The organism is Aliihoeflea aestuarii, assembly GCF_024105665.1.
GTDB classification, from domain to species: Bacteria; Pseudomonadota; Alphaproteobacteria; order Rhizobiales; family Rhizobiaceae; genus Aliihoeflea; species Aliihoeflea aestuarii.
The window spans coordinates 15,895-42,034 of sequence record NZ_JAAAMK010000017.1 but is presented as its reverse complement, the minus strand read 5'-3'; the positions used below and the strand labels follow the sequence as shown (position 1 = coordinate 42,034).

At 57.3% G+C, this 26,140-nt stretch carries 26 protein-coding genes and 1 pseudogene; 11 read left to right on the top strand and 16 right to left on the bottom strand.

The window, feature by feature from the left end:
- Nucleotides 1–441: 441 nt before the first annotated feature.
- Both GTW25_RS19965 and GTW25_RS19960 read right to left on the bottom strand, forming a co-directional pair.
- Complete coding sequence (locus GTW25_RS19965; protein WP_252914044.1) at nt 442–2,331, bottom strand: UvrD-helicase domain-containing protein; 1,890 nt, start codon at nt 2,329–2,331, stop codon at nt 442–444.
- Nucleotides 2,328–4,670 (bottom strand): ATP-dependent nuclease, encoded by a 2,343-nt coding sequence (locus tag GTW25_RS19960; RefSeq protein ID WP_290128139.1) that lies wholly within the window; start codon nt 4,668–4,670, stop codon nt 2,328–2,330. The genes GTW25_RS19965 and GTW25_RS19960 overlap by 4 nt, the downstream gene beginning before the upstream one ends.
- Before the next feature lie 442 nt (nt 4,671–5,112).
- On the opposite strand from GTW25_RS19960, the pseudogene GTW25_RS19955 reads away from it, so the two are divergent.
- A pseudogene (locus tag GTW25_RS19955) lies at nt 5,113–5,410 on the top strand (integrase core domain-containing protein); the annotation flags it as partial.
- A 308-nt stretch (nt 5,411–5,718) separates the two neighbouring features.
- Here the strand turns inward: GTW25_RS19955 and GTW25_RS19950 are convergent.
- The 9 genes from GTW25_RS19950 to GTW25_RS19910 form a co-directional block, all read right to left on the bottom strand.
- Complete coding sequence (locus GTW25_RS19950) at nt 5,719–6,066, bottom strand: type II toxin-antitoxin system PemK/MazF family toxin (protein WP_372493259.1); 348 nt, start codon at nt 6,064–6,066, stop codon at nt 5,719–5,721.
- A 305-nt stretch (nt 6,067–6,371) separates the two neighbouring features.
- Complete coding sequence (locus GTW25_RS19945) at nt 6,372–7,535, bottom strand: OmpA family protein (protein WP_252914041.1); 1,164 nt, start codon at nt 7,533–7,535, stop codon at nt 6,372–6,374.
- Nucleotides 7,532–8,845 (bottom strand): hypothetical protein, encoded by a 1,314-nt coding sequence (locus GTW25_RS19940; RefSeq protein WP_252914040.1) that lies wholly within the window; start codon nt 8,843–8,845, stop codon nt 7,532–7,534. Before GTW25_RS19940 ends, GTW25_RS19945 begins: the two co-directional genes overlap by 4 nt.
- Nucleotides 8,845–9,696: a hypothetical protein gene (locus tag GTW25_RS19935; protein ID WP_252914039.1), complete on the bottom strand. Its 852-nt coding sequence runs from the start codon at nt 9,694–9,696 to the stop codon at nt 8,845–8,847. The genes GTW25_RS19940 and GTW25_RS19935 overlap by 1 nt, the downstream gene beginning before the upstream one ends.
- Nucleotides 9,689–11,134: a hypothetical protein gene (locus tag GTW25_RS19930; protein WP_252914038.1), complete on the bottom strand. Its 1,446-nt coding sequence runs from the start codon at nt 11,132–11,134 to the stop codon at nt 9,689–9,691. The genes GTW25_RS19935 and GTW25_RS19930 overlap by 8 nt, the downstream gene beginning before the upstream one ends.
- An 88-nt stretch (nt 11,135–11,222) precedes the next feature.
- Nucleotides 11,223–11,882: a thermonuclease family protein gene (locus tag GTW25_RS19925; protein WP_252914037.1), complete on the bottom strand. Its 660-nt coding sequence runs from the start codon at nt 11,880–11,882 to the stop codon at nt 11,223–11,225.
- A gap of 178 nt (nt 11,883–12,060) precedes the next feature.
- Entirely contained in the window at nt 12,061–12,495 is a 435-nt protein-coding gene (locus GTW25_RS19920; RefSeq protein WP_372493261.1) for a Ros/MucR family transcriptional regulator, read from the bottom strand.
- 330 nt (nt 12,496–12,825) lie between these two features.
- Nucleotides 12,826–15,138 (bottom strand): hypothetical protein, encoded by a 2,313-nt coding sequence (locus GTW25_RS19915; RefSeq protein ID WP_252914035.1) that lies wholly within the window; start codon nt 15,136–15,138, stop codon nt 12,826–12,828.
- 339 nt (nt 15,139–15,477) lie between these two features.
- Complete coding sequence (locus tag GTW25_RS19910; RefSeq protein WP_252914034.1) at nt 15,478–15,696, bottom strand: toxin-antitoxin system YwqK family antitoxin; 219 nt, start codon at nt 15,694–15,696, stop codon at nt 15,478–15,480.
- 914 nt (nt 15,697–16,610) lie between these two features.
- Between GTW25_RS19910 and GTW25_RS19905 the strand changes: the two genes are divergently transcribed.
- A complete protein-coding gene (locus GTW25_RS19905) occupies nt 16,611–17,807 on the top strand; it encodes a hypothetical protein (RefSeq protein WP_252914033.1) in 1,197 nt (398 codons plus the stop codon).
- Between the two features lie 226 nt (nt 17,808–18,033).
- Here GTW25_RS19905 and GTW25_RS19900 read toward each other — a convergent pair whose 3' ends face one another.
- The 4 genes from GTW25_RS19900 to GTW25_RS19885 all read right to left on the bottom strand — a co-directional run bounded on the left by GTW25_RS19900 (nt 18,034) and on the right by GTW25_RS19885 (nt 21,380).
- Nucleotides 18,034–18,492, bottom strand: coding sequence for a metallophosphoesterase family protein (locus GTW25_RS19900; RefSeq protein ID WP_252914032.1), 459 nt, complete (start codon nt 18,490–18,492; stop codon nt 18,034–18,036).
- A gap of 82 nt (nt 18,493–18,574) precedes the next feature.
- A complete protein-coding gene (locus GTW25_RS19895) occupies nt 18,575–19,318 on the bottom strand; it encodes a DUF2726 domain-containing protein (protein WP_252914031.1) in 744 nt (247 codons plus the stop codon).
- Between the two features lie 349 nt (nt 19,319–19,667).
- A complete protein-coding gene (locus GTW25_RS19890; protein WP_252914030.1) occupies nt 19,668–20,945 on the bottom strand; it encodes a Y-family DNA polymerase in 1,278 nt (425 codons plus the stop codon).
- Nucleotides 20,946–20,948: 3 nt separating this feature from the next.
- Nucleotides 20,949–21,380, bottom strand: a complete 432-nt coding sequence (locus GTW25_RS19885; RefSeq protein WP_024588042.1) for a LexA family protein — start codon at nt 21,378–21,380, stop codon at nt 20,949–20,951.
- Nucleotides 21,381–21,462: 82 nt separating this feature from the next.
- Here GTW25_RS19885 and GTW25_RS19880 point away from each other — a divergent pair, with 82 nt between their 5' ends.
- The 4 genes from GTW25_RS19880 to GTW25_RS19865 are packed head-to-tail and all read left to right on the top strand — an operon-like array spanning nt 21,463 to nt 22,923.
- Nucleotides 21,463–21,660, top strand: a complete 198-nt coding sequence (locus GTW25_RS19880) for an EsV-1-7 cysteine-rich motif-containing protein (protein WP_252914045.1) — start codon at nt 21,463–21,465, stop codon at nt 21,658–21,660.
- Between the two features lie 15 nt (nt 21,661–21,675).
- A complete protein-coding gene (locus tag GTW25_RS19875; protein WP_252914029.1) occupies nt 21,676–22,392 on the top strand; it encodes an SOS response-associated peptidase in 717 nt (238 codons plus the stop codon).
- A complete protein-coding gene (locus GTW25_RS19870; protein WP_252914028.1) occupies nt 22,389–22,682 on the top strand; it encodes a hypothetical protein in 294 nt (97 codons plus the stop codon). Before GTW25_RS19875 ends, GTW25_RS19870 begins: the two co-directional genes overlap by 4 nt.
- A complete protein-coding gene (locus tag GTW25_RS19865; protein WP_252914027.1) occupies nt 22,675–22,923 on the top strand; it encodes a hypothetical protein in 249 nt (82 codons plus the stop codon). Before GTW25_RS19870 ends, GTW25_RS19865 begins: the two co-directional genes overlap by 8 nt.
- Before the next feature lie 549 nt (nt 22,924–23,472).
- On the opposite strand, the gene GTW25_RS19860 is transcribed toward GTW25_RS19865, so the two are convergent.
- Nucleotides 23,473–23,802, bottom strand: a complete 330-nt coding sequence (locus GTW25_RS19860; protein ID WP_252914026.1) for a hypothetical protein — start codon at nt 23,800–23,802, stop codon at nt 23,473–23,475.
- Between the two features lie 86 nt (nt 23,803–23,888).
- Between GTW25_RS19860 and GTW25_RS19855 the strand changes: the two genes are divergently transcribed.
- The 5 genes from GTW25_RS19855 to GTW25_RS19835 all read left to right on the top strand — a co-directional run bounded on the left by GTW25_RS19855 (nt 23,889) and on the right by GTW25_RS19835 (nt 26,137).
- The gene (locus GTW25_RS19855) at nt 23,889–24,611 is read left to right on the top strand and encodes a LuxR family transcriptional regulator (protein ID WP_252914025.1); all 723 of its coding nucleotides are present in this window, start codon (nt 23,889–23,891) and stop codon (nt 24,609–24,611) included.
- Nucleotides 24,612–24,696: 85 nt separating this feature from the next.
- Nucleotides 24,697–25,350, top strand: a complete 654-nt coding sequence (locus tag GTW25_RS19850; protein WP_252914024.1) for an acyl-homoserine-lactone synthase — start codon at nt 24,697–24,699, stop codon at nt 25,348–25,350.
- Nucleotides 25,328–25,549, top strand: coding sequence for a hypothetical protein (locus GTW25_RS19845; protein WP_252914023.1), 222 nt, complete (start codon nt 25,328–25,330; stop codon nt 25,547–25,549). The genes GTW25_RS19850 and GTW25_RS19845 overlap by 23 nt, the downstream gene beginning before the upstream one ends.
- A 67-nt stretch (nt 25,550–25,616) precedes the next feature.
- Nucleotides 25,617–25,856 (top strand): type II toxin-antitoxin system VapB family antitoxin, encoded by a 240-nt coding sequence (locus GTW25_RS19840; protein WP_252914022.1) that lies wholly within the window; start codon nt 25,617–25,619, stop codon nt 25,854–25,856.
- Nucleotides 25,853–26,137, top strand: coding sequence for a hypothetical protein (locus tag GTW25_RS19835; RefSeq protein WP_252914021.1), 285 nt, complete (start codon nt 25,853–25,855; stop codon nt 26,135–26,137). The genes GTW25_RS19840 and GTW25_RS19835 overlap by 4 nt, the downstream gene beginning before the upstream one ends.
- Nucleotides 26,138–26,140: the final 3 nt, after the last annotated feature.

The window sequence follows — 26,140 nt, the reverse complement described above, 5'->3', positions numbered from 1 at the left end:
GGCCACGAAGCGTAGACGTTCTTCCATCACCGAACACTCCATCCACGGCATCAACACCTCCCGGCAAAGCCGAAAAGTGTTACCCATGTGTCCGGTACAAAACGTCACCTATGTCTCGGGTCGTTCTATTGTAGGACCCGGAGACATGGGTAACATGTCGCCAGTCGCATAGTTCGCACTCAAACGCGCATAGTTTGCACTCAAATAGCCCTTCAATCCCGCTCTGCGCGGCTTAAGGAGGCTGGCCCCCGATTGGTCGCAGCAGCTTTTTGCATTTCAATTCGATCGGAAGTTGACCGGAGACCTGGCTTTTGTCCTTGGCGGCTCTAAGCTCCGAACGACTGCCATTCGGCATCATTCGGCATCTCACCGAAAGAGCCGCTGAACGAACTCCCGGACGCCTAAGGTCGATAGCCCTTCTGTAGAACAGCCTATAAAGGACTAGGATGAGGCGAGATTAATCACGTCCTCAGCGGGGAAGAGACGCGACGCGACAATAGCGGCATGAGCCTGTGCAGGGTCATCTGCAAAAAACACGACACCCAAATCCTCGCCGGCTCTGGAACAGCAGACATACAGAAGGCGACGGGTGCGCATAATCGTCGTTTCCTTGCCGTCCCGAATGTTTTGTTCGTCCGTGTCGGATAGAGGTGTTATGCCGAAATACTTCCCGTAGTTGAACTGATTATGCCGACCTTCTTCGTCATCTAAGATCGCGAGAACTCGGCTGAACTCCGCGCCCTTTACGCCCTGATGCGTCTCGAACGGCGACTGCTCCTCGATGTAGCGACGATAGCCCCATAGTTGCCGGATCGGCGTGTGAAGAAGCTTCACCAAAGCGGCATCGTCGCCGCTCTCGGCAGATGGAGCCGCAGGATCGTATTCGGCCATTGCCTCAACGATGCGATCATCCAGCTTAAACATGCCTCCGTCCCGCAAGTGCTCGAACGCAGCAAATGCAGGACACGCTGAAGACTCTCCGCAGATCTGTGCGAGCGCCTTCACCCGAGTGTCCATATCCTTTAGAATTCCGGGGATAGCGTTCGCCTGCATGTATTCGCGCTGCAAAAAAGGCGCATGGCGACGTAGAAGGCTCATAATTTCGAATTGATCGTCATCGGCATGGGCCAGCATCAAAGGAGCCAGCAGCTTCAAAAATGGAATGACGGACCAATGTGTGCCGTCATCGAAGCCGGCTTTGAGACCGTCAGAGGTTCTGTCGTGAAAGGCTTCATAAAGGGTGCCGAAGCCAAGGCGGTTGGCCGCCATCCGGTGGGCAATTACCAAGACCTTCACGTCAGCGTCAGCTTCATCGCTGAGCCAAAGGGCGTCGTTGTTCTGATGGGCTAGCCACTGTCGCGCTTCGGCAAGGCTCTGGGTACGGTCGGCCTTGGACACCACGAGCAGCTTCGCAGAGCCCTGGACCGGTACGCGTGCACCTCCGACCTCTTTTGTTTTGCCGCCGGTCTGAACAAGACCGTCATCGCCCGCGCGGATCTGATTGATCACATTGAGGACAGCGACGGGGCAGCGAAAATTTTCAGGCTTCTCGATAGGCTTCCAACCTTCGAGAGGCGCTATGACGCCTGCCCCGGACGTGTAGATTTTTTGCATCGGGTCGCCAATGAAACCGAGGCAGAACTTATTACCAAGCAAGGCTGAGATCGACTTAAGTGCCGCAACGACACCCGGATCGGTGTCCTGACTCTCATCGACAAAGATGAACGGGTACTTCTGCCCAACAACCTTGGCGATAACCGGCAGGTGTTGGACTAGCTCGGTCGAAAGCTTGATAACGTCGTCGTGCCCCAGAATTCCCTTCGGGTAGTCGCTTCCGACGCCATAGGTGAAGCGCTTCACATCTCCGATCGTCAGCTTTTGGGCTCGATATCGCTCCAGGTCGGCGTGTTTACGTTCGCGCGTCAACGCCCGCGTCCTGTTCGTGAAGCCTGCAATCTCAGTTTCAGTGTCTGTGATTTTCTTGTCGAGCCGACGTCCAACCCAGCTTGCGATGTCGCTCTGAAATGGCTTCACGGCCGCCCAGAGGAAGCTGTGAATCGTGGACACTTGGAATAACGGGTTGTTGCCGACATCACCCCAAATCTCGCCGACCGCGACTTCTGTGTAAGTAATGCAGGCGATCTTTTTGGACTGCGCTCGCAGAGCGCGGCCTCGCGTTTTGAGAAGATGATCGAGCGCTTTGACGATCGATGTCGTCTTTCCTGACCCTGCACCTGAGACCATCACGAACCCGGTTGACGCATCATCATCTAGCAAGGTTCTCAGTTCGATATCAGCTGGCGTATCAGGCTTTCCTGCGCGGCTGGTCATTGAGCCGCCTGAAGGTCTTGAGGTTGGGCAGGAGCGGCGTCGGTACCGGCGATTGCAGCCGTGTCGTCCGTCTCCTCTTCTACGACTGCGACGTGTTGTGCCAGCCAGTCCAAGCCCTGCTGGATGTAAGTAGGGACGACCCAAGTCGCGTCGCTGCTAGCCAACAGGCCCAAGGCGAAGTTGGTTTTCTTAAAATGCTGGCCTTTGACGCGCGTATGGATCCTGGAAGCCAAGTCGGCAAGCGGCATCGTTCCCGCCTTGCTCCATCTCAGCTTCAGATCGTGGTGCTCCTTCTTCTGGCACCACTCAAGATTTTCGTAGGCAAAGGCTTCTTCGAAGGTTCGGCTCTTCAGCTCGGCCGTCTCCGCTCCCCACGTCACGGTCACGGGGCACTGATACGTCACCATCACATGCGCACCGGAGCCATCCTGCGGCGCTTGCAGCTTGCTTTCAGGCATCGCGGCCAGAAGGTCTTCAATAAGTATCTTGCCGGGGAGCCACTGGCGCAGGGTCTGGTTTGCCGTCACAGCTCCAGGCGTTCCGGCAGGGCATTTTGAGCTTGGCTTCGGCTCATCCCCTTCAGTCGCAGCCTCATCGTCGAGATCATCTTCCTCGTCTTCGTCTTCACCAGCGGCGTTGTTACCTTGGGCAGCGGCGTCCCAGTCGGCCTCCGGAACAGCCTCAGCAACCTTCTTAGGCTTGGGCGGGTACACGCTGTCGAGATCAGTCACGATCAGGGTCGGCAAGCCGAGGAACTCAATCAGTTTCTGGAAACGAAAGGCGAAAGCGCCACCAACCTCAAGAATGCTGAGATAAGCCGCGTTCAGCTTCTCAGCACCGTGACCGATCATCAACGGAAGTACGAGGCGCTCGACGTTGCCTTCAACAAGGATTGCGCCGTCAGCGAAGAAGAGGTCACAATGCGTTAGCTTCATGTATCGCTGGAGAAAGTCCCGGTCGTCCTTGTTGCTCGCGTAGAAGGCAGAGAGGTTGAAAACGGAGGAGCTTTGCTTGGAGCCGATTTCGGCCGATCGGCGGAAGTAGCGGATCGGTTTGAAGCCCCGCTCGTACAGGATGTGCGGGGAATGCGTCGTGATGACGAACTGCGTGACGTGACCGTCTGCCCCTGCAGGTGGGATGAGTTCGGTGAGCTTGCGAACGAAGGCCTGCTGGAGTTGCGCGTGCATATGCGCCTCCGGCTCCTCGATAAACATCAGGTGGATTGGCTGGCGCTTTTCTTCCTCGCCTTCTTCCGTGAGCGACCACGCAGCGTGGAGGTCCAGCAGCTCGACGCCCATGTAGATTAGGTTTTTGAAACCCAACCCGTTGTAGCTGTCGGGGAGAGACAGGGCTTCTGCGCCATCCGCCGCCTCTTCAAGCAGGTAGTGCACCTTGGCCTGCTGATCGCCCATCAGCCGCTCCAGCCGTAGAGCGGCGCGGATCTCCAGTGAAGGGTGGGAAAGGCCGGGATACCCGAGCTTGCGTAGCGATTTGAATGTGTCCTTGAACACGTCCGAAAAATGCTTCGTCAGTTGATCTTCAGAGAGCGCCAACGCGCGCAAAGCGTTATGGTCGTCCTCGCGCTTGCTCTGGTTGCGCGTGTAGAAACGGCTGAGCCGTTTGGACAAATCCTCTGTTCGAGCTTGTGCGTTACCATCACCAAGATGTCGTTGAGCGCTCAGGAAGTCCACCTTGATCAGCGAATTGATGATTGAGTGTCCCGTTCGCTCGGTGTCTCCCAGGATCTCTTTCGGCGCGTACGTCTTACCAGCGTTGGCGGGGTCGAGCGACGCCTCGTCGAGTATGAAATAGCGCAGGCCGTATTCATTTTTCAGCTGGCGCGCGAGATAGTCGCGCATGTTGCGGGGCCAAGGCTTATAGTCTGCGCCGTGCTCAGCCTTATTCTGGGCGAACTTCGCGGCCTCGGTCGCCATCCTTCGGTAGCTGGCCAGCGTTTGAGCGGCGTCCTTCACGGCAAACTCAATCCGGACACCGACGAGTGCCCCTTCCCATGCGGCTCGGGGCAGGAGATCCACGACCCGGTAGAGATTGTCAGGATCAACGCTGATCCACACATCAAGAGTTATAGCCGGGAATTCGAAGGCTTGCTCAACCGAATCGTCCGCCGGAAAATTTTCAAAGTCCGGCCAGCAATCCGCGCTAAAATCATTGACAGTAAATTTGTCCTTCGAGCCGGATAGAAACAGATCAATAGCGTGAGTTGCAGATGTTTTTCCACTGTTGTTGGCCCCAACAAATATGGTCAGGTCGTTCGAGAACTCGACGCGCGCATTCTTCAATCTACGAAAATTCATGAATGAGAGAGAGTGAAGATGCATCTTGTTTTGGCCCCCGCCCGATCGTATCAAGACTTAATATCGATTACTGACTATCTCTTAGGCTGTGCCATAGCATATCCTCAACTGTAGGGGGAGAGGGTTCGAGGACGAGACCGGCAATCTCTCCACATCAAAAGACGGGGCAAAACGTGAAATTGGCGGTTGTGAATAGAGAGCGAACAGAGGCTCAACCAAAGCTCAAGGGAACCTGCCTGAGCTGTGGCGGTGCCGTGGTCGCCAAGTGGGGGAGGGTCGAAGTCTGGCCCTGGTCAGTCTCAGGCCAGCGCAGCTTCCTGAACAGATTATAGGAGGTATCCTCGCGTAGCATCGTGCTGGTCAGCACGTCCACGTGCGGCACTGCAGCGACATCAGGAAATGCTGTTCCTGAGACTCCCTGGGCTTCGCCATGGCCCAGCCCTCCGCCTGCAGGTTTCGGCGTCGACGAGCGTGGCAGGGGTCCGAGTTCATCTCCCGAGACCTTGACCTGTGGGCCTACACGAAGGGCGTCACGCTCGACTTCTCGCGGCCGGGAAAGCCAACACACAACGCCTACATCGAAGCTTTCAACGGTCGCTTCAGGGCAGAATGCCTGAACGCGCACTGGTTCCTGACGCGATGCGGCCGAAAAGATGGAGGATTGGCGCAGATACTACAACGAGGTTCGTCCGCATGGGGCGATCGGGCACAACGTCCCGATCTCGTTGCTAAATCACGATGGCGCTGCCAGCCCGCCAACGTGACAACATGCCGGAAACTCCAGCATCCGGCGGTCCAAAGAATGGGATCGGAGCAAAACAGCCGAGGCTCTAATCGCCGCTGGATGAAAGTTCAGTGGCAGGTCACGGTCTGCCTAAATTGGACGCCAACTTCGCGAGCTGTGGCTGCAGGTGACGCCCCTCATGCGCCTGAGACCTAGCAGCGCATTTGAAATCCTCGGTAAGACAGAAAAACTATGCTAAAACGACTTGAGCCCCACAGGCTTGGACCTGCAGGGCTCTGACGATCTAGCTTGCCGAATGGATACGGCTGACATGCGAAATATGGCGGCTCACAGATGCTCTGTCAAGCGGCTGAAGCCTAACCAATGCAGAACAGCTCTCCGAACCTCCAAAGAATGATCCTTTGAGAGTTTCACATTCGACCTCTTTCCAGCAAAAAAAGGCTGATCGAGACGTTCGTTGCTAACGGTCTCCAGCATGTCGGCCTTGAGCCAATTTTCCTCATGCGGATCAAAAAATCCGTACGAACCCGGAGGAATGCAAAAGTGATACTTTTGCGGTGTCCTTGGAGCGACCGTTGAAAACGGCACGATTGTAGTCAGCCCTCGACCGGCACTCAGCACTACACAGTGACGCTCCTTGTACATCTCAGGCTTTACACCAAGCGGACCAGTCATGATCCCAGGCTCCGCGATTTTGTCGGGGTCTGGTCCAAAATTGCATATTAACACTTGCCCCGCCTGAGGGAAAATTCCAGCCTTTAACGCCATTCCCCGGCACTATAGCTTAGGCGTCATTTTGGCAATGTTAAATGAGAGATTCTGCGGCTAGCCCAGAAGTCTTAAATGTGACGCTGGGAACTGCGCAATCCCTGGAAATTTCGTGGAGGCCCCACGAAGGCTTTATTAACTCTTCAGCGATGAGTGATCAAAACCGGTCAGAAGAACTGTGTGCGTGGGGCGAGGGCTTCGATGATCGAGTATTAATTAGGAAGGGTAGTCAGAACTCGCGCCACGCCGTCGAAGAACGGTAACCTCGCCTCTTCGGAGATCGAAGTGTCGAGCTGCTCAGGCGCATTGTTGATCCGCTTCCGGACCCTGACTTCGATGCGTCGTCGTTCGGCTGCGGCACCGGAATTCGACCCGTCAGTCACAGTATCCCCGGGCAAGATTAGCTGTCCACCTGACATCGGAATAAACGTGACGTGGGTAGCCTCTGATAGCTCCGGAAGGCCCTTCAGAAACGTCACGACCGACAACGCGCGTGCGAGCCCGAGACCTGCATTGTCGACCGGTCTCAACGCGGACACGGGCTGCGAACCTTCCAGGACTTCCCGCATGCTGCGGTCCATATTCGAAGCTGTACCGGACATCGCTTGCTCGTCTGTGTGGCCAATGACTTCGACGATGTCGACATCGAATTCCTGCAAACGCTCTGCAATAACCGGGGCGACCTCCTGGAGGCGCGTCTTGAACCCCTCCGTGAGCTCGGCACTGCCGCTCGCAAACGACTGGCCGTCGGTTTCGCTTAGGTTGATGATCGGCGGCCAATCGTGCGGGCCATCGTCACGTCCGTCAGCTCGCCCCGCAGCTTCCAGTATCGATGCCAATTCGGCCGCGGTAGCGGCTTTGTCGTAGCCGAATTTTTTGAGAACTTCCGCTGCGGCTGTAATCTCCTGCACTTCGGCAGAAGTCATTCCCTGATCGGCGGCAGATTTTGCCGCACGAACCATATCTGCAATCGTTTCTGCTTGGAGACCATGCTCGCGAGCAGATTTCGTCAACGCGGCGCTTTCTACCGCTTCTGCCAACGTTAGCCCTGCTTCCTCGATCTTCCTCACACCTTGCTGCGCTGCGCGAAGCTCACGCCACTCCTCGTCGATAGTTGCGCCACTTCGCGAGGCCAGCATCTCTTTCATCTGCTCATCAAGCGCTGCTCTCTCGCTTTCGATCGCTGCGAGCGCCGTTTCGGCGGCCTGCCGCGCAGCGATCGCCTCCTTGGTTTCCTTATCCTTGTTGCCGATGATGGCCCCTACCGCGAGCAGGAGACAGAAGACGAGCAATAGCATCGTCTCCGCCATTGTCAGGCCAAGGATCAGGCCTCGCCCGTAACCACTTCTTTCGGAGCCTATCTGCGTTCTGCTCATCGGTTCCAAAATCCGGTGAAGCGCTGGGGCCTCTCGGCAGGCTCGATGACCGGTTGGAACTCGTCGGTCCTTTCAGGCCCATCGATCTCGACGGTTCCTCCCACAACATTCGGCACTGTCTTCGGGGCGGCGACCGTTAAGGGCACGGCCTGCATTTGGGCAGCGTCGTTTTCAGGAACGGAGATATCGACGATCTCTTCCTTCGCCGCCTTGCGTGCGACAACCTTCGCAACCCGCGAGATATGTATGCCCTGCTTCTCGACCGCTTCGGCGAGCTTTGCAAAACGGTCTTCTTGATCCGAGGAGACCTCTGCCGCCGTCTCGGCTGCTTTGGCAGCGCGCTCCGAAGACGTTGCAACCTTCTCCACCATCGCAGCTATGGCCAGCATTCGCTCGTTCTGATCCTTCGCGGCATGCTCGGTTTTGACCGCATACATGCCCACAAGTTCACCAAGCTTCTTGACCATTGGGGCGAGGTCGTTTTTCAGGACCTCGTCCGGGACGATCACCTTCTCGAGCTTGTCGGCGACATTTCCCGCCTGATCGCCCAGGCGGGCCGTTGATTCCGACATGGACGTGTTAGCCTTGTCCAGAAGCTCTCCGGCGGCTTCGACTTTCTGTGCGATCTCCGCGAATTGGCGTTCGATACGCTCGTAGTTCTGGTTCATCGCCGCGCCGAGCCGCTCAGACGTCTCCAGAACGGGTTTGATGGCTTCGCTGGCCTGCTTGTCCAAAATATCGCGGATGTGCTCACCGTTTTTGGCAGCCTGCGCCGCGATCTCGTGGAAGCCTTCCTCGAGCATCTGGTTGCTGATCCGACGAAAGTCCGCGAACTCGCGGCTGACACTGTCCATTTCCGTGCGGACCTTACGCGACATCTCTGCCAGTTCGTGCCGGGCGGCCTTCTCGATATCTGCAGGATCTCGGCGCATCTGATTGTACATGATGCGAAGTGCGATGCCCGTAATCGTCGAGCTGATTGCGATGCCGAAATTACGAACCACGTCGTCGGTGGAGGTCCCCGCACCGAAATTGTAAAGCGAAGCGCCAAGAGACGTGAGCGTGTACAGGAACCCCATGTAGTAGAGGTTGTCTCCCGTCTGTTCATCGTGCATCCGCAGTTTGCCGAGCACCTTCGAGATGATCATGAATATGACCATCAGAGCGACTGGCACCACCAGCGACAAGGTTGGAGACATATTCATTGACTTCGCGACAAAAATGAAACCGCAGCCGCCAAACGTGAACACAGCGAATGTGCCTAGTTGGAGGTACGGTCCATCCACGAACGAAGATTTCGATCTGGCCATCAGTTCAACCCCTCAAGCCGTTTGATGCTGCCGATCCTGCCGCCGTTCTCAATAATCCAATCGTTCCAAAAACGGACATGCTCAGACGACGGGAAGCGCCTGTTGGCACGCTCGACGTAGAGGATCGTAACCTCGACGTCGCTCAGAGTGGTCCTGAAAGTCCGATATGCGTCGGACGCCAGATACGCCGCGAAATCCGCGCCGGAGCGATATTGCGAATAGAGATCCGTGTGCTCAATCATGTCCGAAACGATGATGATCCTTTTTGGGGATCCCGGAACGGCGATATCACTGTCGAAAAGATCGTTTCGGATCTTCTGAACGGCCGCCATCACGGGCGACTGGGAGGCTCCAATGCCATTGTCGAGGCTGGCAGGAAGCTGCTCGAGCGGCTTGCCGAACTCCTCCTCCCATCGGCGTTGCCGCCTATTTGGGTTATTGGTCCACTGGTCGACACTTGACCCGTCGCCTGGATTGCAGCCATCGAACATCATCGGGAGCTCTCGAGGTTGCCCGGTCAGAGAGGCAATCCGCAGATACTGACCCTTGCCAACCTGAGCGACCTCACGTCTGAACTCGTTCTTCAGGTTGGCCATGGTGATTTCGGAAATCGGATCTGTGGCATCTATGATGATTGCCGTCATCCCGGTCGCTCCCGTCACAGGACACCCGAGCTGATCCAGTGCGACATCCTGATCCCGCCCATAGCTGAGCCACAGGTAGCCGCCAAGCAGCGCTGCACTTGCTCCCGTCACCAGGACGGCAGCAAAAATTTGAAGTGCTGTAACGCCGGATCCGCTTCTGCGCCGGGTGCCACGCCCCGAAGACCGTCGACTGCGAGATCTAGCCATGAAGCTTGTCCGGATGAATGTTGTCCAGCGCGCGGTACTGCTCAATCCCGCTCTCGCATTCCTTGCTTATGAGCTTCATCTGGGCGCGCAGTTCATCCTGCGCGGACCTGATCCCCTCAGAAAGCTCCTTCTCGCCCCACTCTGCATCACCGGGTTTTCGAGGCTGGATACGATCCATTTTCCACTGGCTCTCGAAATACTTAGGTGGAGCGGTTTCGCGCGCTTTCGTGTTTTCTGCGCGGTAGCGTTTGAGAAGCGTGTTCCCCGCCCGTTCAAGCTGATCCTGATGCGTTGCGAAGAGCGACAGGATGCGCGCGCGGTGCTCGACGATTGCCCGGTACTCTCTCTGGCTTTTCGAAAGGTTGCCGACCACTTCCTCGACCTTGGCGTTATGATCGTCGCGAATTCCGCAAAGAGTGTCGATCAGATCGTCCTTCCGACTGATGTAATCTTGTCGATCACGATCGAGACGTTTCCTGACGCCGCCGTAGCCTTGGTAGGGATCCCGGATGTAGGTTCCGTCGATGAAGGCAATGATCGAGAACATGAAACCCAGGCCGAAAAGCAACCAGGAATTCACCGAATCCAATTGGAACGGGGTGCTGGTCAGGCTTTGCATCGTAGCTGTGCCGATATCGCCTTCAAAACCGGGCCGCAGCGAGATGTCGCGGTAGTGTGCCAAGCCCAGGTTAATGCCGACAGCGTAAGCGGCATATGCAGAAGCACCCAGCAGGCCAACCAGCTTAAACAACCAGTTCCGATGGACCAAATGCGTGGCCAGGAACATGGAGAACAGGAGCGCGCCGCCGATGTTCATGACCGAGAAGGTCAGCGCCAAGGTAAACCCGCCGACCAATCCTTCATCGCTGCCTCCGGCGAGGAACGACCCGTTGAGAATCGTCTCGATGATCAGGAGCAAGACGATGATCGCGAATTTCATATAGAGCGTGAAGCCGCTGGAGACGCGAGCTGCTCGAACCAACCGATTTCTTTTTCTGAAATCTTCATATTCGACTTCGGCGGTGTGAAGGATTCGACGCTTGTCGTGCAACTCATCCAAGCCCACCGAGACCTCGCCCTTGAAGTCAGTGACGCTGGCTTCGTTTGCTTGACGGATCAGGCCGAACTTTTCGTCGAAATCCAAGCCTGCCATGCGCTCCGAGAAGAGCTGCAGATTGTCCTCGACGATCTGATGTGCCGATTTTTGCTCGTCCCGGATCAGTTCGACGACGGTCCGCTCGAAGGCATCTATGCTTTTCGCCGAGCTCGGGGGCCGGTTATTTCGCCCATTTTCCTGGGCTGCCTCGACCAGATCAAGGTCCTTAGCGACCTTCTCAACGTCGATGCTGGCAAATGTTTCGGTCGATGACCTGTAACCATGACTGCTCGTCGCGATTTTCTCGCGGAGCTTATTCAGACTGTCGAACTTTTTCGCCAATTCCCATACCCCTGCAGCGAAGCCTTTTCACTCGGCAACTACAGCTTGTAAGTACGGATAGCGAACCAAGCAATATACATGTTCACAGTTATCTTCGGGCAGGCCTCCAGCCTGCAGCGATTGCTTCCTCTTGCGAACAAAACCACCGCTGTCCTCGGTCCTCATGGATGACGGTGCGCTCGTAGTCTCTCTGCCCCGGCGAATGAAAAATCCGCTCCCCCTTGGAGTTGATGTTGCCCTTGATCACGCATCCGGATTCAGTTGAAGGCTGGCGGGCCGCGGTCGCCTCCCTGGCCCCTCTTCGCCAGTCCCATGGCCAGTCAAAGCTGCCCTGCCAAAGGCCGCGGCTCTCACGTTCTGCAAGTTCCTGAGATAGGGCGTATGATCCGCCACTGTAGCGAGGCCAATCGAAGGCATGGCCGTTTTCGACCATCCATTCGTTGACGCCGGCTCCATCGGCACGGGTGCATGTCCCGACAAACCTGCCGTATCTGTCGCGTTCAACGAAATCACACGAAGCAGGGACGGATTTAGCGAGGAACTCAGCCAATGCATTGGCCGAGGCAGCACCACATCGGTATTCACGCCCTCCGGCCGACAGGCAGGTTTGAGCGGATTCCGGCGCATCGATCCCATTGAACCGAATGCGTTCGCCATGAATTTCGATAGTGTCGCCGTCGATGACGGTAGCTCTGCCAATGAGACGGTCTGCGGCGTGTGCACCAGATTCATCGGCTACCAAAGTCATCAGGACAGCCGCAGCGCATGCCGCACTGCGCAAGACGACGAGACGGTACGTGTCGAGCGTTCGCATTTTCAGGCTAGATGGCCTCCGAAATATTCCACCAGGTCGGTCGCAAGACATCGCTGTACCTAGCTAGGAGCAGGGTTGCGAATTGCCTCAGGAAATCCCAAACCGATCGAGGTCATGATTTACGTCTACGACCCGGTTTTGCACCTGTTTTCCGCCCCAATCCCAGTTGCAGTGCGAGCTCCGAGCGAGCCTTGGAATAATTGGGAGCGACCATCGGATAGTCAGAAGGCAAGTTCCACTTTTGTCGATATTGGTCCGGAGTTAGGCCGTACCTGGCCGACAAGGCACGCTTCAGCGATTTGAATTTCAGTCCATCTTCAAGCGAAACGATGTAGTCCGGTGTCACCGATTTCTTGATCGGGACAGCAGGCTTCTGGGTCTGTTCGATTTCAAGCGGCGCGCCCGTCGGCGAGAGCCGCGCAATGGCTGTCGCCACGCTTTCGATCAATGCCGGAAGTTCAGTCGTCGGCACAGCGTTGTTTCCCACATACGCCGACACGATGTTGCTGATGATTTCAAGCTGAACCTCAGCTTCGTTTTGATTCATGGTCATCGTGGCCTCTTTGCTCTGGTCAGCGATAGTAACAATCGCCAATCTTCTCAAGGGGTCGTAGACCAAATCACCGAACGCCAGGTGGGCTAGCCAGGCATGGTACCTGTGTTACCACCCGCCGCTACGATGAAGTGGCAGCTTCGGGGTGGTTTTCAGACGGTCGGCTTTCAGGTCGCTTTCGGAGAAAGCAGACGTTGCTGGTCCGGCAAAGTTGGGGTCGAAAGCCGCTGCCCGTCATCGGAGTCTGGTGCTTGGCAGTTGATCGATCATCGTCGCAAGCGCATATGAGGAGTAACATTCAATACTCTGCCCGCGCGCTCGCTCTTATGCGGCTTCCCAAACCTGATTGAGAATGCGCGCCGCGATCTCCGCTTTATCTTGTGGCAAGAAGCGACCGTAGTGCTGCGCAACCATCTCTGGTGTGTCCTGGATCGCATAGCTTGCTTGCTCGTAAGAGCCTGTTTGTTTCAAGATGTGCGTCGCAAGGACATCGCGGACATTGTGGGGACCGTGTGGTAGTAAGCCTTCAATCGCGCCCCGACCGGTGAACGGATTATAAATCCCGTAACGTTGGATCGTATGCCGCCAAGCCTCGAAGAAGGTGTTTTGGCAGTATGCGGCGTCGGTACTTGTGAGCTTTGCTGACTTTACAAAAAAAGTACCTGGATCTTCCGCCGGGCCGATCAGGAGCGCTCGGTGACGAGCGATCCAGGCTTCGATCGTTTCGTAAAGTCCGCCGAGATCCGGCAATATCAGCCGAAAGGGCTTCGATCCAAAGAACGATGAATTGGCGTTCTTAAAGGCCAGTGCCGGGATCAACACTTCCCACCCTTGATCTCGGCTACTCCAGCGAATCTCACCCCGTCGCTGCTCCTCCAGAATGCGTTCCGCTGTCGGCAGCCGCCCATGCGGGCACAGCAAAAGTTCACGCAAGTTCTTTTGCCTAAGCCCTGTATGCAAACCCAGACGCAGGATCAGCAACGATCGAACGGCCTCTGCCGCCGCCTTTGGATAGCGGTTCTCATCGGGCATGCGCTTGACAATTTCCTCGGTGATCTTGCGGTACTCACTCACCGGGCTCTTCGCTTCGAGAACCGGGAGGATTGGCTCAAAGGGATCGCGATGCACTCGAGCCACGCGCTTGAGCTCACGTGTCCGGTGTCGGCCATGTGCGTGCATGGCATCGCATGCAGCGTCCCAGTTGCCACGAACTGTCTCAATGTCATCCCAACTAATCAAGCCGGGGATCGGTTGGAGATTTTCAGCTATCCGAGGATTCTGACGCAGCCAGCCCGTCTCATTGCGCACGAGAGCCAGACCGATCGCGAGCATGTCGATCTCCCATTTGGTGTAAAACCCACGCCGTTGCTCACGCCATTGCAGATACCAGTCCCAGACTTGCGGAAACATTAGGATGGCGAAGCTCAGTGTATCGAGCTCGGCACCGTAACCGCGAATTTCGCTGTCGGGTGACGCAACAAACGCTCCAAACATCAGGCCAAGATGTTCGATTTTCTGCGCGGCAGTTTCGCTGTTCCAAACTCCGGTTCGGCGCATACCAAAGGCGGTCAGGGTGGCGGTTTTGAAACGCAGCAGATCATTCATCTCGCTCTGAAGCTGCTGCGGGGCGTCAACGACCTTGTTCTGCCGAGCGGCATCGTGTTGGATTCCGTGGGGAGCTGCATTCCGCTTATTCGCGCGCTTTCCTGCCCAACGCGCTGATCCATCAGGACCTCGAAAGCGGACGGCGAAGCGTTGACGCTGCGCCGCGGCCTGATATCGGCGGTAGTCCGTCGAGCCGCTAATGATATTCTTACGCACCCAATCTAGGATTTCCTGCTGCTCAGCCTCGGGACGTCCCGCAAAATCTGTCGGGAGGTGCCAAGCGAGTCGTCGGCGCTCGGGAAGTGGGATGTTGTCGAGAAGGTTGGCGACAAACGCACGGTTGGGATGCGGAAGTTTCGCTCGAAGATTGCCGTCTGGAAGACCATAGCGCTTTTCTATGCAGGCAAGTGCTTCCAGACTGTTGACCGTGCGGGGGGATGCGGTGCCAGCAACCCATTTAGCAAGGGTAGGTCGATCAAGCAGGACGCCCGCGAGAGTTACGGCTTTCGCGAGGCGGTAAACGGTCTCACCATGTCGCTCCAGATGTAGGCGAAGTGCCGATGCCAAATCCGAAGGCTCAGACCAGTCAGTCCAGAGAGCCTCAGGATTGTCGTCGATTGAACATAGCTTTCGGCTATCGGTTCTTGGCCCGTCCGATACCAAATTGTCTGATGGCTCGGCGGATTTACGTGGTGCGCCTCGCGGATTGGACGTCTTCGAACGTCGCATCGACCGCTTCAATTTTCGTGCGCTTAGCGGTCTGTTGGCCAGCGCACGGCATATAGCATCGCAGATGGACTGTAACTCGCTTTGAGCTTTGCGAAGCACCGCGGGGTCAACGCCGCATCCATTTGCGATAAGCTCAATGTCGATCGAGCTTCCACGATACGGAGGAAACTCGCGGCTGATCAGGCAATGTTCGAGATAACTTTGGGTATTTGCTAGGTCGAACGCTGATAAAAGGTTTGCGAGGCGCATTTGACAAAAAAGTTTGATGCGGCGCGGGGTGAACTTGGTTTGAGAAAATCGCATGCACGCCTCGTTTTGAAATGGGACGACGCAGAGATAGTCCGTTTCATCTCGGTTGCATGCTTACCAAGCGGAGCCGGTAGGCTGCATCATCGCAGTTCCAACGCCCAAGCGCGGTACTTGGATTCGTTGAACTAACCAGACGCGACTTCCCTAATATGCTAGTATTTGCCCGTGCATACGATGATCAACAAGCACTTCACTGGGGTCTATCTTGAGATACGCCGTCGGCCGCTTTTGGGGCATCCTACCGGAAGCGTGAATGACCAAAATGGGGTCGGCTCGAGACCGGCGCATCCGGGGTGGAAAACCGACCGTCTGCCTACCTAGCGATTGCCCTGTCTACTTTCGCATCTTCTTTGTGACTGTGTGTGGACGACCGCTCCGGTCATAGGTGATCCACTCGCCGACCTGCTGTCCGTTATCGAAGTGACCGGAACGCAGCTTGGTACCGTCGATCCGAAACCACTCCCAATATCCGGACAGGGCCCCGTCCAGCATCTGCCCTTTTGCCCGCAGAGTTCCGCCTTTATGCCAGTGTTCGACCTGCTCAAGCATCATCGTTTACCCTTTTTTAGAAACCCACCCTGCCTCGCGTTCCACGGCCACGCTGGCGCGATATTGCCATTGCCGCAGAATGTCCGCTCCTCTGGCGGCGATGAATGCGCTGTATGGCTGCAACGGGTCGTGTGCTGACCAGGCAAACTTTGCCTGACAAAGCGGGACTTGACGGCACAGGGACATGGCGAACATCCCTCAAGCCACAAGGTAACGTCTGTGAATGTCGAAACTTTCCACCAGCGCTCCCGCGCTGCTTGGGTCGCCACGCTTCATGCCGCGGTTGGCTCCAACGTCCCTTCCAGCAGTATGTGGACGCGTACAAACCAGATAGTCCGCGTCCTGACGCACATCATGGGTCATAATAACAATCATACCCACCTGTCAGCGGGCGGAAGCGTGGACATGATAAAGGTCCGCATCGCCGCCGATGACCCTAGTTGTCTGGAGTTTAATCCGTACGCACGGACGATACCGTCTATCTTATGAAGCCCAAGCAGCTCACACTCGAATTCATAGAGAATGCGCTAGCGGAGTCGTGTCTCTACCTTGAACTCAAAAACTCAAGTCGTCCGGTGTTTATCGGTCGATCGAGGAGGGCCGGGACGACAATGTTTCGCGCTACCGTCGATACTCTTCCCTCCCATGCGAGGTTGGTTGTCAGATTGCTTGGCGGAGCTGCGATGCCTGTTGCCAAGGGGTCTTTGTGGAACGGCCACGGTGCGACGTACGACGGCCGTCACAGCAAGATGACACCGGTCCAGATCCGGGCTGTAATCATTCGAAGCCTGGAATGAACTAGGTCGTTTTCAGGCTGCTCCGCTAGTAGGGTCGGAGCAGCCGTGCTCGTTGTCTGGCAAACGACTGAAATTGGGGGTGGCCCGAGTTCAACCGGATGAGAAGGATCGACGGAGGCGATGAAACCAACTGCAGCAAGATTCAAACCGACGAGAGGCCTGTTTGGGCAGTCCCCGCCCAAGAAGCAGATGCATCCATCCTACAGGTTCCTTAAGGAATCGCCGCGCAACCGATCGACCCGGGCGATGATTAACGAAGCCTTCGCCCGCTTCCCTGACCGCGACGGTAATTTCGTGGAACAGTTCCAGACGACCGGCTTCGACAACAGAACGTTCGAACTCTATGTCAGCGAACTCCTTCACTCCGAGGGGTTCACGATGATCGGCAACGCTCACCATCCGGACTTCAGCGTCGAGAAAGGAGGTGTTCGAATCCACATCGAATGCACGACCGCGAACCGCACTGACAAGGGGGGTAGCAGGCTCATTCCCTACGAGCCGACAAACACTAGGGATCTGGACATCCAAGACATCCGCGACCGATCCGAGAACGACATCCCGGTGCGCATAGGCGGCGCGCTGCGGAACAAATTGCTGCATCGAATCGACAAGAAGAGGAATCCTAAAGCCTACTGGCAATTGCCCCACGTCACAGGTCAGCCGTTCGTGATTGCGGTGCAATCCTTTCACGAGCACGGTTCGCTTGGTTTCGGCGGCGCGGCCACCGCCTTCTATCTGTATGGGATCAGGCAATCGCCAAGTTGGGACGATAGCGGTCGGCTCATCATCGAACAGAAGCAGATTGCCCGCCACGTCAGCGGAGACAAGGACATTCCGTCCGGCTTTTTCAACTTGGAGGGAACGGAACACGTCTCGGCCGTACTCTGGACTAATGCAGGAACGGTACCGAAGTTCATGCGTGTCGCCTTGGCTGGACCATACCCCGACGAGGACGTGACGATGCTCCGCTTCGGAACCATGAACGATCCCGATCCCAACGCCCATCAGCCCCTACCTTTTGCGTATATCGTCGGAGACCCAGGGACGCCGGAAGAGACCTGGGGGCAGGAGGCCATGCTGATACATAATCCCAACGCCCTCCATCCCGTGCCGCCGGGTCTGTTCGAAACCGTGACGGAGACGGTGCTCGAAAACGGCAGGCCCGTCGATACGATCAAGTCGGGCTTTTTACCCTACACCTCGTTGTCGCAGGTATTTGCGGGCCCAGGCGGGCGCGAAGGAGCGATGGACTTCGGAGATCGCGTCTACGACTCGCTGGTGCAGATCTTCGCCGCCAACGATCCCAAGCACGCTTGAGCCGACCGCCAGAGGGTCGGTATCAGCCTTGCCAACGGAAGGAAGCCGGAGGAACGGCAGATTGCGAACAGCGGTGGAAGCAGTCGGAATGACCGAATTGGGGTCGTATGCAGACTGGGCAAACTTTGCCCGACAGACAGGCCCGGTCAACCGCCAGACGCGGCCCGATAGCGGACCATCCGGAAACGGCCCCGATTCAGTCACTTAAATTCGTTGAGGATTGAGCTCATAAGAGCTCTCGAATGTTAGGTGACAGCTGGCCACCGGCAATCTCGATAGTTGCCAAAGTTATGGGGAGCGTGAACCTGCGCGGGCCAGCGCTTCCGGGATTGACGTACAGAACGTCATTCAACCTTTCGATGCTGGCGCGGTGAGAATGACCTGAAATCACAAGGTCAATGCCCATTTCCGCTGGAGCAATTGCAAGTTCGTTGCGATCGTGGATCACGTAGATCTTCTGGCCAAACAGGGTGGTTTGGATCGTGTCGGGCAAGGATGACGCCCACGGCTGAACATCGATATTGCCGCGAATTGCCGATACGGGAGCAACTGCTGCCAAGCGTTGGAGGATGTTCGGCTCACCGATATCACCAGCGTGGATGATGTGGTCCACACCATAGAGCAACTTGATGGCCTCTTCGCGCAGGAGCCCGTGCGTGTCGGAGATAATTCCAAGAGTGTTCATGGGAATGAGCTTAGCTGTTCTCGAATCCGCTCGTGAAGCGATTGATTACGATGACGGTCCGAACCGCGAAATCGTATGCCAGCTATGCGGGCGGACGAGCCTCGGGAAGAGGTGTTGAAATCTCGATCGAAGGCCGAACCTCGCTCGGGCCGCGCGTCGACTTGTCACCAACGTCGAGTGCTGTTTGCTTGTCGACCAGTCTCTCCACCAGACGCCGCAAATCCGAAGGCTTGGTATGACCGGCAACCACCTCGTGATACCCGATGCCAGCGCGGCGCAGTGCTTCCTTCTTCACCGCATCACGCGCGGCCGCTGTTCCTTGATGATGGCCAATTCCTTGGTATTCGACGACGTGCCGCGGGTGACAGTGCTCATCGACCAACAGCAGGTCGACACGCTTGGAATTGATGCAACTAAAAGCGGCCTTGTCCTTAGTGCGAAGGATTTCCCCTAGCGAGACCTGAGCCATGACCTGCCAGAGCGGATTGTAGTTGAGAACGATGTGATCGAGTTCCTTGAACACACGCACTTCGCTGCGGTTCAATAGAGGTTGGCTGGCGAACTCCGCTCTCATGACAATCCGCAGCTGGTCGGCCGCATCCATATGGTTCACGGGAACTGCATCCCGAGCTTGCTGCAATGGTGGCCAGGAAGGACTGTTTATGCCGCGTTCCTTATTCCATTTGCTCTGATTGTGAGACTGCCACTTTTGACGCACGTGGTCTGCTCGCAGCTTTTCCACCATAGCGCCTGCGGTTGCGGCCAGGCCAAGCGCAGCCGCAAGCGACGCGTGTTCGTTGATGAAGAGATAGACGTCTTCAAGCATCCGCAACGATTATCATACCTTGCCGATCTGCTAGATTAACCGTGGTGCTTCAATTGTATCGATGTGTGCGATTGATCAGCGACACATCGAGCCAAATCCGCGGGCTCTTCGTCGCCGCGAAAGGGCAACTCAAGCAACTCGCCGTCTCGACGCGTCGGGTTCCAGAGCCGATCTTGTAGCACGCCTGATGACGAAGACTTTAACGGCAGCGAACCACCAAAAGCTTCCAAAAGCAGCCTGTCTGCCTCCCGCCCCAGTTCTGCCGTTTGTGGGAATTGAGCGAACGACAGGTTCCGAGCGGGGACAGAAGCATCCCGAACGGCGACAATGGGGTCAGTTGCGAACGTTCTTACGAAACAACCAATATAGGCAAGTCCGCCAAACGCGTCGTGTATCGTGGCGTCCGCATATTGGTCTTAAGGTGCCAGCTCTTGTCGCGGAAGCCCTCGCTGGCGAGCACAAGCGACTTCTTGCCGAAGCGGTCATTGACCTGATCAAGCGCATCCATCAGGCGGCCGTCGCGTGGCCGAATAGGCGCGAACAGCATCTGCGGCGCTTCGTCAGGTCGAAGCAAATCATCGAGGATGACGCCTGCCTTGGTGAAGCCATAAGGCCGGTCGCCGCGCCACGATGCGCGCAGACATTGCATCGCCGTTTCGACCAGATCGAACGTGTCGGATGACATCGGCTTGAGCGCCATCGACTTGCTGGCATGACGCTGCGGCCGGTCCGGTCGATGCGGGTTGGTGTGGTAGAAGACCGTGAGTGTCCCGGCGACAAGACCATGACGACGCAGCTTCTCGGCGGCACGCGTCGCATGAGCGGTGATCGCTCGGCCCATCGTGTCGATATCCGTAATCGGCGTGCCGGGTGACCGCGTCACCGCCATTCCCTTGCGCTGCGGCTCGACTTCTTCAACATCGACACATCGCACGCCGTTCAGTTCGGCGACCGTCCTCTCCAGGACGACAGTGCCGACCTTGCGCGCCAAAGCCGTCGGCATGTCGCGCAGATCGGCGACCGTCTTGACGCCCTGCGCCAGCAGCTTGACCTCCGTACGGCGGCCGACGCCCCAGACTTCGCCGACCGCAATGTGAGGCAGGCAGACCGATCGGATCGTACCGTCCATCATGTCGCAGACGCCGCCGAATACCGGGTTCTTCTTCGCGACATGGTTGGCGAGCTTGGCCAGTGTCTTGGTGGGACCGATGCCGACGCACGTCGGGATGCCTGTCAGCTGGCGCACGGCCTGACGCATGTCGCGCGCCTGTCCCACCATGCGACCGCCGAAGCCGGACAGATCGACGAATGTCTCGTCAATCGAATAGACCTCCAGCGACGGCGAGAAGGCATGGAGAGCGCCGACGACCCGGCGGCTCATGTCCCCGTAGAGTGTGTAGTTGGACGACAGCACCTTGATGCCGTTGCGCTCGACCTTGTCGCGGAAGAGGTGCAGCGGCTCGCCCATCTTGATGCCGAGCGCCTTGGCCTCATCCGATCTCGCAACGGCACAGCCATCATTGTTCGACAGCACCACCACCGGCACGCCGACCAGCCTCTGGTCGAACACCCGCTCGCAGGAGACGTAGAAGTTGTTGCAGTCGATCAGGGCCAGCGGATCGGCCATGATTCATTCGACCGGGTAGCGCCGCACGACCCCGGCGACGACGCCCCAGATTTCGCAATCCTCGGTCATGCGAATGGGCGCATAGTTCTGCTTGCGCGAGCGCGGCATCAGCCACAGCTCGCCATCGCGTCGTTCGATCACCTTGACCGTGACACCGCCTTCCACCACCGCCAGAACGATGCGCCCGGGGCGGGCCTTGCCTGCCTTATCGACGGCAATCAGATCGCCGTCGAAGATGCCTTCATCGACAAGGCTGTCCCCCGATACCCGCCACCAGAACGTCGCGCTCTCGTGGCGAACGACCCATGCGAACGGATCGACCGTATCCTCCTGATCGTCGGCAGCAGGCGATGGAAACCCGGCCGCGACATTGATGCTGACCAGCCGATAGGAACGGCGGTCGATGATGTTCGGGATGCGGACGGGGCTGAGCATGGTTTCGAACATAACGCGAACAAACTTGCACGACTAGCCATCCTGTGTCTTACCTTGCGTCGAAGCGGAGGATGCCGTGCCGATGATTGCAGATGAACCACAGGTCGTCCCATACCTGCCGCAGACGCCAGCAGGCATCTTCGATCATTGGTGCACCCATCCAGGATGCACGCGCTGGGGGAGCTTCGGCTTTTCGTCCGGGCGGGCAGAGCCGCGACGGTATTGCGGCGAGCATCGCGCATTGGGCGAGACCGTCCCCGTCCAACTGGCCAACGGCTGACGGGAGGGACGCGCCTTGTGCAATCTCTACAACATCACCATCGGCCCGCAGGCGATCCTTGAACTGACGCGCGCGATGACGAACCGGGTCGGCAACCTCGAGCCGCAGGATGTTTACCCCGACTATCCCGCCCCCATCGTGCGGCAGGGCCAGGATGGCGAGCGTGAACTGGTGCGTGCGCGCTGGGGAATGCCATCATCGAAGAAGGCGATCTTTGATGCGACCGTGAAGCGGGTCGAGAAGATGAGGGCGAAAGGCAAGGCCATCGACGACGACGAGTTCAGGCGCTTGCTTACCCTGGAACCAGACATCGGCACGACCAATGTGCGCAACCTGACCTCACCGCACTGGCGACCGTGGCAAGGCGTCGAGAGCCGATGCGTCGTGCCTGCCACCTCGTTCTCCGAATACGGCACCGTGCGCGGACCGGACGGCAGGCTGCCGCTGCACTGGTTCGCCATCGACGAGATGAAGCCGCTGTTCGTCTTCGCGGGCATGTGGACGAGTTGGACCGGCGTGCGCAAGGCGAAGGAAGGCATGGTGACGGCCGACATCTTTGCGTTTCTGACGACCGAGCCTAACGCCGTCATCGCGCCGATCCACCCCAAGGCGATGCCGGTGATCCTGACGACCGCCGAGGAGATCGACATTTGGCTACGCGCGCCATGGGACGAAGCGAAAGCGTTGCAACGGCCACTGCCAGACGATCAGCTCGTTGAGGTCGCTGCATGAAGATCAAACCGCTCAGTCGGTCTGTGCTTGATCTCGAGCGGATTCATGACTGTGCCGACGCGCTGGAGCCGTATGTCTACGCGCTGCTTCGCATGGTCGACCATCAGCACGCGGAATCAGCTGAGCCCAACTTTCGCCAAGTCCGCGAAGCGGCGCGCGCTGCCGGTTGGGATGAGGTGGCGATTTCGGCCGCCATCGACTATCTCACGGCCGCCTTCGCCATGGCTGGAGAACCTGCCCGCGCGGCCGATAATGCGCGTGGACTGCGAAGGGAGCCGAGCGATGAGTGAAGAAAAACTCCCGAAGCTCATCGTGGTCATGGCGTTTGATCCCGACGATACGGGCGAGCTTCAAACCGTATTCGGGCCGCAGGACTATCAGTCAGAAGACCGTGCCGTCAGACAGGCAAAGCTCCTCGCCGATCAGCACGCGGGCGTCATCGCCTGGAGCCGCGAAGCGAATGTAGACGTCGGTGAATATGGCGAACCGGTCACCCTGTTTCAGGCGGGCGACATACCGGACATGGAATAGTGAGAATGGCCTCGTGAGCATCCAATGCAGTGTCTGACATCGCGGGTATCGGCGCTGCTGTGACCCTCCGAGGTCAGCTTGCCTCCAGCCATCCAGCAATCTGCCCAAGTTTACTATCGGCCCATCAGTCTCCCACATCAAATGCAATACCTCCCAATCACGCGTCGGGCTATGAGCACCGACGATTCCAGTGGAGATGTGCTGAGCAATGAAGGGCGGCGAATCGTTCCGGCGCAGAGACGGCATATGGCTACCAGAACATGTGCGGCTATTGGTCGAGCGTGCGCTTATCGATAGGACCGATGCCTCAGTCCAAGAGGCTCATCTCGAAATCGCAGCTCTAGTCAGGAAGGCGCACCCGGCACTCCCGATGAGCGAGCGCGAATTGCTCGTCGCGATCGCTCGATTGGCACAACAGCCGTAGCATTATCGCGAGATGCATATAGGTCATGCTGGCCACATCCACCGGACTGGATGCGCGCAGCTGACCAATTAAGCTCCACACGAATTTCAGCATGACTTATGGTACGCAGCGGAACGCTGTGAAAACTAATCCTCGCCGTCTATTGACGCATCGCGGCCTCCGACTACCTTTGGTCGAAACGATTCTGTACCGGAGGTTGCAAGCAACTTGTCCGCGACGGCCTTGACGATGTCGGGATGGTCTCCCGAGCTTCCAAGGAAACGGGGATCGACTTTGCCTTCCGCGACCAGTTGTGCAAGTTCATCGACCGCGTCAGCGTCCGTGATCTCACCATCGGCCAGCCTATGCGCGATGCTTATAATGAGTGGTATCGATCCGTTGTCCGAACCTGCTTGTTGCAGGTACGCGTCTGCGAAGAACAGTGCGCGTTTTGTTTTGTCGAGTTCATCTTTCATAGTACGGCGTGCCCCAACGTACTGTGCCTTTACCGGCGCAGAATGATTAAACCCCCAAGTCTCGCAAGAGGCCAAGAGGTGAAATTATGTTGCGCGTGCACTCAGAAGCTCTGGACTTCATCGAGCGCATCAACCGGCACCACGAACTGGACGCTCTCGAAAACGATTTCAACGGACTGATCAACCGCAACGGGTTTCACACTTCGATCATGACCCGACTGCCGGTCGCCGGAGCCGACGTCGAGCCGTTGGTAATCTCCAACAAATGGCCCGCAGCCTGGTCGGATCGCTATCGCGAGCAAGCCTATTTTGCAGACGATCCAGTCTCTTGCTGGTCTCTAACGCGCAATCGCGCTTTCCGATGGGCCGACGCACAGTCTTCACGCAGCGATGTTCGCGCACGACAGATTGAAGCCGAAAGCCGTGACGTTGGATTGGTCGACGGCCTCGGCTTCCCTATCCGCAATGCCGCGCACTGTCAGGCAGTGATATCACTGGGAACGTCGGAGCGGGTCGACATGAGCGTTGGCGAAATAGCGTTGCTCGAAATCGCCGCAAACTATTTCTTCCTCCGCGGGCAGGAGGTGATGGCGCGTCCGCATCGGCCGCGAGGTAAGCTGACGCCGCGCGAACGGGAGATACTCCATTGGTGCGGGGCGGGTAAGTCCGCATGGGAAATCGGTGAGATCCTCTCCATTTCCGAGGGCACGGTGAAGCTCCATCGCAAGGCTGCGATTCGAAAGCTGGATGCAAGCAATACAACCCACGCACTGACAATCGCTATTTCGTTGGGTGAATTACAACCCTGACGTGCCGGTCCATATCCCTTTCGGGATATATGAGTGATCGCTTATTCTAGGCACCCTTTCCTTGGTCAAACCGGGGAAATGGGCAATGGAAATCCACGTCGTCAATCAGGGCAACCGACACCTCTATGCTGACGTCCTGAAGGCCTTCTTCGAAGCACGTTACCCGATTTTCGTCGAGGAAATGGGCTGGCGAGAGCCCAACTCGGCCAAAATGGAGGTCGATCAGTACGACAACGAGCACGCGACCTATCTCATCGGCAGCATTGATGGGGAGGTCATGACCGGGACGCGGCTTTATCCGACGAGCCGTCCGCACCTTCTAAGCGAGCACTTCGCGCATATGTCGCCTTTCGGCATCGCAGCCTCACCGACAATCGCCGAGTGGACCCGTGGATTCATCGTGCCGAAATTCCGCGAACAGGGGCACGGTCCGATCAAGGGCCAGTTTTGCGGATCGGTGATGGAATACTGCCTGAAGGAAGGCATCACGATGATCGGCGGGGTCCAGGACTGCAACTGGCTTCCGCTGTGGCGGCGGTTCGGCTGGCGCGTCGAGCACATGGGGCCAGTGTCGCAAGTGGACGGAAGAGAGTGCATCGCAGCCTACTTCCACGTCACCGAAGAAGCGAGGGACAAGGCATTGCGGCGCGGCGGGATCGAGCATTCGCTCCTGGTTCACCGCGGTCCGTACCAGCCTTTCGTACAGGAGTTGGCAGATGTCCGTCATGAAGCAGCGTAACCGCATCATGAGCGAGTTCACAGCCGCAACCGACATCGGCGAACGGGCGCGTTACCTGCGCGATATGGCGATACAGATGCGGAAGATGGCGGCGACGGATGGTCACGAATTTGCTGCCTACATCTTCGACATGGCAGCGAGCGAAATGAACGATCGCTGTGAAGCTTCAAAAGCGAAACCGCGGCGGAGAAACAGATGATGCTCATGCAGCAGCGAAACTTGACGGCGCGTACTTCGCAGATGTCGCCCCGTAAAAGGAGACGCTGATGGTGCTGCATATAAAGGATGAAGAGACTGATCGCTTGGTCCGCCAACTAGCCGCGATTTGGGGGCTCGGACTCACCGAAACGATCAGGAAGGCCGTGCAGCAAAGTCTGGCTGTCACCGCCGCTCGTCCGTCGCTTTGGGAGCGTACTAGCGATCTGCGCTCCAAATATGCGGGCGGGTCTGACATCTCCACTGACAAGGCGTTCTTCGACAACCTGAGCGAACGAGATTCACAATGAGCGACGATGCGCAGCGGAAAGATTTGCGAGCCCGACTGCTAGCCGAACTGACCAAAGAAACATACGGCGAGCTGAAAAAATATTTGCCTGGCCAACCGGAATCGTTGACCGCGAAGCAACTTGCAGACGTCATCGTACTGAGCATCGATATGCTGCAAAAGCACCCTACAGTCGTACTGGACGAGAATCTATTTACGGAAGTGTATGCTGCGGGGCTACAGATGAAGCTTGCGCGGTCATCTGTTGAGGCCTTCTATTTGAATGTCGCGAAAGTTCGCTAAGCC

Excerpts from the sequence above, each read along its gene's own strand:
- GTW25_RS19910 (WP_252914034.1), bottom strand. The coding sequence starts at position 15,696 with ATGATGCTTGAGCAGGTCGAACACTGGCATAAAGGCGGAACTCTGCGG.
- GTW25_RS19885 (WP_024588042.1), bottom strand. The coding sequence starts at position 21,380 with ATGCTCAGCCCCGTCCGCATCCCGAACATCATCGACCGCCGTTCCTAT.
- GTW25_RS19860 (WP_252914026.1), bottom strand. The coding sequence starts at position 23,802 with ATGAAAGATGAACTCGACAAAACAAAACGCGCACTGTTCTTCGCAGAC.
- GTW25_RS19890 (WP_252914030.1), bottom strand. The coding sequence starts at position 20,945 with ATGGCCGATCCGCTGGCCCTGATCGACTGCAACAACTTCTACGTCTCC.
- GTW25_RS19950 (WP_372493259.1), bottom strand. The coding sequence starts at position 6,066 with ATGACTGGTCCGCTTGGTGTAAAGCCTGAGATGTACAAGGAGCGTCAC.
- GTW25_RS19840 (WP_252914022.1), top strand. The coding sequence starts at position 25,617 with ATGGTGCTGCATATAAAGGATGAAGAGACTGATCGCTTGGTCCGCCAA.
- GTW25_RS19945 (WP_252914041.1), bottom strand. The coding sequence starts at position 7,535 with ATGAGCAGAACGCAGATAGGCTCCGAAAGAAGTGGTTACGGGCGAGGC.
- GTW25_RS19895 (WP_252914031.1), bottom strand. The coding sequence starts at position 19,318 with ATGCTTGAAGACGTCTATCTCTTCATCAACGAACACGCGTCGCTTGCG.
- GTW25_RS19835 (WP_252914021.1), top strand. The coding sequence starts at position 25,853 with ATGAGCGACGATGCGCAGCGGAAAGATTTGCGAGCCCGACTGCTAGCC.
- GTW25_RS19920 (WP_372493261.1), bottom strand. The coding sequence starts at position 12,495 with ATGAATCAAAACGAAGCTGAGGTTCAGCTTGAAATCATCAGCAACATC.
- GTW25_RS19960 (WP_290128139.1), bottom strand. The coding sequence starts at position 4,670 with ATGCATCTTCACTCTCTCTCATTCATGAATTTTCGTAGATTGAAGAAT.
- GTW25_RS19915 (WP_252914035.1), bottom strand. The coding sequence starts at position 15,138 with ATGCGATTTTCTCAAACCAAGTTCACCCCGCGCCGCATCAAACTTTTT.
- GTW25_RS19870 (WP_252914028.1), top strand. The coding sequence starts at position 22,389 with ATGAAGATCAAACCGCTCAGTCGGTCTGTGCTTGATCTCGAGCGGATT.
- GTW25_RS19905 (WP_252914033.1), top strand. The coding sequence starts at position 16,611 with ATGAAACCAACTGCAGCAAGATTCAAACCGACGAGAGGCCTGTTTGGG.
- GTW25_RS19850 (WP_252914024.1), top strand. The coding sequence starts at position 24,697 with ATGGAAATCCACGTCGTCAATCAGGGCAACCGACACCTCTATGCTGAC.
- GTW25_RS19965 (WP_252914044.1), bottom strand. The coding sequence starts at position 2,331 with ATGACCAGCCGCGCAGGAAAGCCTGATACGCCAGCTGATATCGAACTG.
- GTW25_RS19880 (WP_252914045.1), top strand. The coding sequence starts at position 21,463 with ATGATTGCAGATGAACCACAGGTCGTCCCATACCTGCCGCAGACGCCA.
- GTW25_RS19845 (WP_252914023.1), top strand. The coding sequence starts at position 25,328 with ATGTCCGTCATGAAGCAGCGTAACCGCATCATGAGCGAGTTCACAGCC.
- GTW25_RS19935 (WP_252914039.1), bottom strand. The coding sequence starts at position 9,696 with ATGGCTAGATCTCGCAGTCGACGGTCTTCGGGGCGTGGCACCCGGCGC.
- GTW25_RS19940 (WP_252914040.1), bottom strand. The coding sequence starts at position 8,845 with ATGGCCAGATCGAAATCTTCGTTCGTGGATGGACCGTACCTCCAACTA.
- GTW25_RS19900 (WP_252914032.1), bottom strand. The coding sequence starts at position 18,492 with ATGAACACTCTTGGAATTATCTCCGACACGCACGGGCTCCTGCGCGAA.
- GTW25_RS19855 (WP_252914025.1), top strand. The coding sequence starts at position 23,889 with ATGTTGCGCGTGCACTCAGAAGCTCTGGACTTCATCGAGCGCATCAAC.
- GTW25_RS19925 (WP_252914037.1), bottom strand. The coding sequence starts at position 11,882 with ATGACTTTGGTAGCCGATGAATCTGGTGCACACGCCGCAGACCGTCTC.
- GTW25_RS19865 (WP_252914027.1), top strand. The coding sequence starts at position 22,675 with ATGAGTGAAGAAAAACTCCCGAAGCTCATCGTGGTCATGGCGTTTGAT.